Source organism: Streptomyces anandii JCM 4720 (assembly GCF_014650655.1).
Taxonomy (GTDB): domain Bacteria; phylum Actinomycetota; class Actinomycetes; order Streptomycetales; family Streptomycetaceae; genus Streptomyces; species Streptomyces anandii.
Genome location: NZ_BMVJ01000001.1, coordinates 230,911 through 236,509, shown reverse-complemented (window position 1 = coordinate 236,509; position 5,599 = coordinate 230,911). Strand labels below are relative to the sequence as shown.

Genomic DNA, 5,599 nt, shown 5'->3' with positions numbered 1-5,599 from the left:
CCTGCGCGGCCGTCCAGCGCGCCTCGAACCGCTCGCGCTCGGCCGCCTCCAACGGCCGTACCCGCAGGTCGCCGTGGCGCTCGACGCGCGCCGACAGCTCCCGCTCGGCGGCCTTGGTGTCGCCGTCGTGGCGGGCCACGGTCCGGTCGTACTCCGGGCCGAAGCGCCGCTTCAGGCTCCGCCCGCCGCCGTGGCCGCGGGCACGAGAGGTGAGGACGGCCGCCACCACGACGACGGCCGCCACGATCACGATCAGAGCGATGATCCAACCTGTGGACATGGGTGCCTTCCGGATGCGATCGGCCCAACCGGCCGGTTCTCCGGTCGGGTTGCCCGGAAGGTGGTCGGTAAACGGCGCGTCAAGAAAGGGAGCGCCGCCGATAATGTCCGCATGCCCACCACCGCCGCCCTGTGGACCGTGACCCCCGAGCCGTACGACTCCCCCGTCGCCGCCGCGCTCTGGCGGGCGTACTACACGGAGGTCAGCGACCGCTGGTACCTGCTGCACGAGGGCCGGCGCACCGACCCGGCCGAGCTGGAGCGGGAGATCGCCGCCAAGCCCGGCGACGAACTCGCCCCGCCGCGCGGACAGTTGCTGGTCGCACGGTACGACGGGGAACCGGCCGGAACGGCGGGCGTACGGCTGCTCGACCCCGCGACGGCCGAACTCACCCGGGTCTTCCTGCACACCGGGATGCGCGGCCGGGGCGGCGCGGCGATGCTCGTCGGCGCGGCCGAGGACGCGGCCCGCTCGCTCGGCGCCACGCGCATGATCCTGGACACCCGCGGCGACCTGGTGGAGGCCCGCGCCCTGTACGCCCGGCTCGGCTACGGGGAGACCGCACGGCACAACGACGCCCCGTACGCCGAGCACTGGTTCACCAAGAGCCTGCGCCCCGCCCGCGGCTGGTGAGGTTCAGGGCAGGCGGGTCACCGCGCGCTCGTCGTGGGGGCGTTCGGCGTCGGAGCCGCACAGCTCGCCGGTCAGCTCACGCACCAGCTGGGCGAGGTCGGTCGGCCGGTCCGGTCCCCACCAGTCGCCGAGCAGTTCGGCCAGCGACTCCTCCCGGGCGTGCGCGAGCCGGTCGGCGACCTCGTGGCCCCGCTCGGTCAGCACCATGTCGAGGCCCTGCCGCTCGCCCAGGCGCCGCTCCTCGACCTGGCGGGCGGCCTCGATGATGACGTTCAGCGGCACGGAGCTGCGCTCGGCCAGCACCCCGGGCTCCACCCAGCCGTACTTCTTGATCCGCAGCAGCAGCCAGCTCGCCGCGGGCCTGAGGTCGTAGCCGGCCCGCTTTGTGATGTTGCGGTAGATCTCGCGCCGCCCCTCACGGGTGCCCAGCACGGACAGGGCGCGGCACACCTCGTCGTAGGAGGAACGCTCGACCGGGTTGGTGGCGTAGGTCTCGGAGACGTCGGGGGCGGTGACCGAGCCGCGCAGCCTGTCCTCCTTGAGGAACCAGGCCAGCACGAAGCCGAGGAGGGCGACCGGGGCGGCGTAGAGGAAGACGTCGGTGATGGCGGAGGCGTAGGCGTGCAGGGCCGCCGGGCGCAGCGCGGCGGGCAGGGCGGCGATCCCGCGCGGGTCGGCCTTCAGGGTGTCCGCCGACATCCCGGGCGGCAGCGCCGCTCCCCTGAAGGCGGCGGTGAGCTTGTCGCCGAGGCGGCTCGCGAAGACCGTGCCGAAGATCGCCACGCCGAAGGAGGCGCCGATGGAGCGGAAGAAGGTGGCGCCCGAGGTGGCGACGCCCAGGTCCTCGTAGCTGACGGCGTTCTGCACGATGAGCACCAGGACCTGCATGACCAGGCCGAGGCCGAGGCCGAAGACGAAGAAGTAGCCGCTCATCTCGGCGGTGGAGCTGTGCTCGTCGAGCCGGTGCAGCAGGAGCAGGCCGATCGTGGTGACGGCGGTGCCCGTGAGGGGGAACACCTTCCAGCGGCCGGTGCGGCTGACGATCTGCCCGGAGCCGGTGGAGGCGAGCAGCATGCCGATCACCATCGGCAGCATGTGCACACCGGACAGGGTCGGCGAGATGCCCTGCACGACCTGGAGGAAAGTGGGCAGGTAGGTCATCGCGCCGAACATCGCGAAGCCGACGATGAAGCTGATCACCGCGGAGAGGGTGAAGGTGCGGACGCGGAACAGCTTGAGCGGCAGGACGGGTTCGGCCGCCCCGCGCTCCACGGCCACGAACGCCACCGCGAGCGCGACCCCCAGCACCGCCAGGGCGATGATCTGCGGGGAGGACCAGGCCCAGGTGGTGCCGCCGAGCGAGGCGACCAGCACCAGACAGGTGGCGACCGAGGCGATGAGCAGGGTGCCGAGGTAGTCGATGACGTGCCGCTGCGTCTTGCGCGGGATGTGCAGGGCGGCGGCGATCACGGCGAGCGCGACTACGCCGACGGGCAGGTTGACGTAGAACACCCAGCGCCAGCTCAGGTGTTGGGTGAACAGCCCGCCCAGCAGCGGTCCGAGCACGCTGGTCGCGCCGAACACGGCGCCGAACAGCCCCTGGTAGCGGCCGCGTTCACGGGGCGAGACGACGTCGCCGACGATCGCCATCGACAGCACCATCAGCCCGCCGCCGCCGAGGCCCTGCAGCGCCCGGTAGGCGATCAGCTGCGGCATGTTCTGCGCCATGCCGCACAGGGCCGAGCCGATCAGGAAGATGACGATCGCCGTCTGGAACAGCTTCTTGCGCCCGTACTGGTCACCGAGCTTGCCCCACAGCGGGGTCGCGGCGGTCGAGGCCAGCAGATAGGCGGTGACCACCCAGGACAGGTGCTCCAGGCCGCCCAGGTCGCTGACGATGGTGGGCAGCGCGGTGGACACGATGGTCTGGTCGAGCGCGGCCAGCAGCATGCCGAGCAGCAGCGCGCCGATCGACACCAGGACGTTGCCGGAGACGTGCTCCGGCTCCCCGGCGGCGGCGCCGTGCGGGGGCGGCGGCGCGGACGCCGTCCCGGTGGTGCCGCCGGTGGCGCTGCCGGTGCCGCCCGTGCTGGGTGTGCTTCCGGTGGCCCCGGTGCTGCCGTGCGCATCCCCGGCCATATCCCCGGCCATGGAGACCTCCCGACCCTCTCGTGACAACTCCCATCGTCATCGGTGTGACCCGTTATGGCCTGTTGAGTCCCCTTGGACGCGGCCATTCCGGGGGCTTCGGGGAGACGGGGTGGAGAGGATCTGCATAATCCTTGGAGTTCTCGGAGGTCGCGCGGTGGCGCGGGGGGAACCGCGGAGGACCGGGAGGGGACTGGACCGTGGACGAGAAACCGAGGGGGCACGTCTGCCCGGAGTGCGGGGCGCCCCGGGACGCGGACAACGCACCGTCCTGCGCCTGCGGACAGCGCGTGGCGGACGCCCTGCGCGACACCCGCACCGCGGAGGCGGCCGCGGCGGAGGACTTCGACCCGCTGCGGATACGGCCGTACGTGGACATCGAGGGCGGCGGAGCGGCAACCGGAGGTGCGCAGGTCACTCAGGAGGTCGAGGACACGGATGGCGCCGCTGCCGCTGCCGCTGATGCGGGGCGACCCGCCGCCGTACCCGAACCCGAGTCCGCCGCCGGGACGACGATGCCGCTGCCCCCGTCCGCGGGGACCGCCGCTCCTGCTCGGCCCAACGCCTCGGACCTCGGCCTCTTCGAGCCGGACGAGCGTGGCGACCCGGGCGGGCGGGTTGAGCCGGGCGGGCCGCCGGGCGGCTCGGCCCTGCAGGAGGAGACCTGGGGGTCCGATGAGCCCGCGGGGCGTGGGCGCCGGCCCGCCGCCCTGCTCGCCGTGTCCGGCGCAGTGGTGGCGGTCGTGACGGCGGCCGGGTTCGCGACCGGCCTGTTCGCGTACAAGTCCCCGGCACGGGACGACGCGGCACCCCAGGAGGTACGGCAGAGCGTGCCGGACGGCCCCACGGCCGGTTCCGCGTCCGCCACGCCGACGACGACCGGATCGCCCTCCGCCCCCTCGGCCCCGGTGAGCCCTGCGCCGTCCGCGAGCGCGAGCCCCTCGCGGTCCGCGTCGCCCTCGGCGTCGGACGCCTCGCCGACGCCGTCCGGGTCGGCCTCCGCCCCGGCTCCCCGGCCCACGGAACCGACGCGCACCGCGCCGAGCGGGCGTGCCTCCGCGACGGCCACTCCCCCGCCGGTCCTGCGCCTGGGCGACCGCGGCCCCGAGGTGACCGAACTCCAGGAACGCCTGAGCCAGTTGCACCTCTACACCGGCCGCGCCGACGGGGTCTTCGACTCGGGCGTCGAGAACTCGGTACGCACCTACCAGTGGGCCCGCGGCATCACCACCGACGACCTGGGCGTCTACGGCCCGGCAACCCGAGCCGCCCTCGAATCAGAAACCTCCGAGCCCTGACAGGGCCCACGGCCCCCAAAACCCGCTCACGCCCAGCCAACCCCCCGCCTCACGCCCAGTGGACCCGCAGCCCCCCGCCGTCCCCCGCGCTCTCCACCCGCACCCCCGTCAGGTCCCGTACCACCGCGTCAGGGCGGTGGCAGGCGGCGCGGGGGCCGATGCCGATGACGCGCATGCCCGCGGCGCGGCCCGCCGCTATCCCCGCGCCGGAGTCCTCGAAGACGAGGCAGTCGGCGGGGGCGACGCCCAGTTCGGCGGCGGCCTTGAGGAAGCCCTCGGGGTCGGGCTTGCTCGCCCCGACGGACTCGGCGGTGACGCGGACGTCGGGCAGTGGCAGCCCCGCGGCGGCCATCCGGGCCGTGGACAGGCCCACGTCGGCGGAGGTCACGAGCGCGTGGGGCAGCCCGCGCAGGGAGGCGAGGAACTGCGGCGCGCCGGGCACGGGCACCACGCCGTCCATGTCGGAGGTCTCGGCGGCGAGCATGCGCGCGTTGTCGGCGAAGTTCTGCTCCATGGGCCGGTCGGGCAGCAGCAGCGCCATGGAGGCGTGTCCCTGGCGGCCGTGGACGACCTTCATCACCTCGTCGCCGTCCAGCCCGTGCAGGTCGGCCCAGCGCCGCCAGATCCGCTCGACGACGGCGTCGGAGTTGACGAGGGTGCCGTCCATGTCCAGCAGGAGGGCGCGGGCGGGGAACACGGCGGTGGCCGTCATCGGCAACTCCAAGACGGGGCGGAGGGGGCGAAGGGGAAGGCCCAGGAGGGACAAGGCGGCCCCGCCCGCCGGTCAGGGGAAACGGGCGGGAGCCACTTTGTTTCTCCACGGTACAAAACAAGTCGGGTCTCCCGCCACCGCCCCGCCGAAGAGTTCACCCGCCGTTCGGCTCAGGCCGCGACGGCCTCGTAGAGGCTCCACACACCGAGCCCCACCATCAGCAGCGCCGCGATCTTGGTGATCAGCCCCAGCGGGACCCGCTTCATCAGGGCCTTTCCGCCGACGATGCCGAGCCCGGCCACCGCCCACAGAGCCAGCACCGCACCCAGCCCCACGGAGACCGGGTCGTCGTAACGGGCCGCGAGGTTCGCCGTCATGATCTGGGTGAGGTCACCGAACTCGGCGACCAGGATGAGCGTGAAGCCCGTGCCCGCCACCTTCCAGAAGGACTGGTCTGCGGGCCGCCGGATCTCCTCCTCGCCGTCGCCCTTGTTCATCAGCAGCATCGCCGCGCCGCCGAGGAAGAGG

At 73.4% G+C, this 5,599-nt stretch carries 5 protein-coding genes and 1 pseudogene; 2 read left to right on the top strand and 4 right to left on the bottom strand.

Going from position 1 to position 5,599, the window contains the following annotated elements; translation table 11 throughout:
- Positions 1 to 280 (bottom strand): annotated as a pseudogene (locus IE249_RS35775) (hypothetical protein); the annotation flags it as partial.
- 111 nt (positions 281 to 391) lie between these two features.
- Between IE249_RS35775 and IE249_RS01055 the strand changes: the two are divergent.
- The gene (locus IE249_RS01055) at positions 392 to 913 is read left to right on the top strand and encodes a GNAT family N-acetyltransferase (protein WP_189702842.1); all 522 of its coding nucleotides are present in this window, start codon (positions 392 to 394) and stop codon (positions 911 to 913) included.
- Between the two features lie 3 nt (positions 914 to 916).
- Here the strand turns inward: IE249_RS01055 and IE249_RS01050 are convergent, their stop codons facing one another.
- Positions 917 to 3,052, bottom strand: coding sequence for an MDR family MFS transporter (locus IE249_RS01050; protein WP_189703205.1), 2,136 nt, complete (start codon positions 3,050 to 3,052; stop codon positions 917 to 919).
- A 209-nt stretch (positions 3,053 to 3,261) separates the two neighbouring features.
- Here IE249_RS01050 and IE249_RS01045 point away from each other — a divergent pair, with 209 nt between their 5' ends.
- Positions 3,262 to 4,359: a peptidoglycan-binding domain-containing protein gene (locus IE249_RS01045; RefSeq protein ID WP_189702841.1), complete on the top strand. Its 1,098-nt coding sequence runs from the start codon at positions 3,262 to 3,264 to the stop codon at positions 4,357 to 4,359.
- Between the two features lie 49 nt (positions 4,360 to 4,408).
- Here the strand turns inward: IE249_RS01045 and IE249_RS01040 are convergent, their stop codons facing one another.
- A complete protein-coding gene (locus IE249_RS01040; RefSeq protein WP_189702840.1) occupies positions 4,409 to 5,071 on the bottom strand; it encodes an HAD-IA family hydrolase in 663 nt (220 codons plus the stop codon).
- Between the two features lie 170 nt (positions 5,072 to 5,241).
- Positions 5,242 to 5,599: TMEM165/GDT1 family protein (locus IE249_RS35770; protein ID WP_229857155.1), on the bottom strand; the 358-nt coding region annotated here is incomplete at its 5' end.